This window comes from Streptacidiphilus sp. ASG 303 (assembly GCF_020991365.1).
Classification (GTDB): domain Bacteria; phylum Actinomycetota; class Actinomycetes; order Streptomycetales; family Streptomycetaceae; genus Peterkaempfera.
Map to the genome: position 1 here is coordinate 1 of NZ_JAJLRA010000074.1, position 1,559 is coordinate 1,559.

Annotated in this window: 1 protein-coding gene; it reads left to right on the plus strand. The window is 73.4% G+C overall.

The genetic code is table 11. The features are described from left to right. Positions 1–1,559 (plus strand): 2-oxoacid:acceptor oxidoreductase subunit alpha (locus LO771_RS29950; protein ID WP_230748296.1); only part of this gene is annotated, 1,559 nt, incomplete at both ends.

The following is a 1,559-nucleotide window of genomic DNA, read 5'->3' on the forward strand; positions in this document are numbered from 1 at the left end:
GCGCTCAAGGCCAACCTGGCGGACGTGCCGCGCGGCGCCGAGGTCATCGTCAACACCGACGAGTTCACCAGGCGCGCCCTGGCCAAGGTCGGCTACGCGGCCGACCCGCTGGAGGACGGCTCGCTGGCGGCGTGGAACGTCCACCGGGTGCCGCTCACCACGCTCACGGTGGAGGCCCTGAAGGACTCCGGGCTGGCCCGCAAGGACGCCGAGCGGGCGAAGAACATGTTCGCGCTCGGCCTGCTGTCGTGGATGTACCACCGGCCCACCGAGGGCACCGAGCGGTTCCTGCGGCAGAAGTTCGCCGGGCGCCCCGAGATCGCCGAGGCGAACGTCGCCGCCTTCCGGGCGGGGTGGAACTTCGGCGAGACCACCGAGGACTTCGCCGTCTCCTACGAGGTCGCCCCCGCCGCCCTGGCCCCGGGCCGGTACCGGAACATCTCCGGCAACCTCGCGCTCTCCTACGGCCTGGTCGCGGCCTCGCACCGCTCCGGCCTGCCGCTGTTCCTCGGCTCGTACCCGATCACCCCGGCCTCCGACATCCTGCACGAGCTGTCGAAGCACAAGAACTTCGGCGTGCGGACCTTCCAGGCGGAGGACGAGATCGCCGGCATCGGCGCGGCGCTGGGCGCCGCCTTCGGCGGCTCGCTCGCGGTGACGACCACCTCGGGGCCCGGGGTGGCGCTGAAGTCGGAGACGATCGGACTGGCGGTCTCGCTGGAGCTGCCGCTGCTGGTGGTGGACATCCAGCGCGGCGGCCCCTCCACCGGCCTGCCCACCAAGACCGAGCAGGCCGACCTGCTGCAGGCCATGTACGGGCGCAACGGTGAGGCCCCGGTGCCGGTCGTCGCCCCCGCCACCCCCGCCGACTGCTTCGACGCGGCCCTGGAGGCCGCCCGCATCGCGCTGACCTACCGCACGCCGGTCTTCCTGCTCTCCGACGGGTACCTGGCCAACGGCTCCGAGCCCTGGCGCATCCCCGACACCGACGCGCTGCCCGACCTGCGGGTGGAGTTCGCCACCGGTCCCAACCACACCGCCGAGGACGGCACCGAGGTCTTCCGGCCGTACAAGCGCGACCCCGAGACCCTGGCCCGCCCCTGGGCGGTGCCCGGCACCCCGGGGCTGGAGCACCGCATCGGCGGCATCGAGAAGCAGGACGGCACCGGCAACATCTCCTACGACCCGGCCAACCACGACTTCATGGTCCGCACCCGCCAGGCCAAGGTCGACGGGATCGCGGTGCCGGACCTGGCGGTGGACGACCCGGACGGCGACGCCCCGCTGCTGGTGCTGGGCTGGGGCTCCACCTACGGGCCGATCACGGCCGCGGTGCGCCGGGTGCGCGCCGCCGGCGGCCGCGTCGCCCAGGCCCACCTGCGCCACCTCAACCCGTTCCCCGCCAACCTCGGCGCGGTGCTGCGCTCCTACGACCGGGTGGTGGTGCCCGAGATGAACCTCGGCCAGCTCGCCCGGCTGATCCGCGCCGAGTACCTGGTCGACGCCCGCTCCCACACCCAGGTCAGCGGCATGCCGTTCAAGGCCGAGCAGCTCGCCGA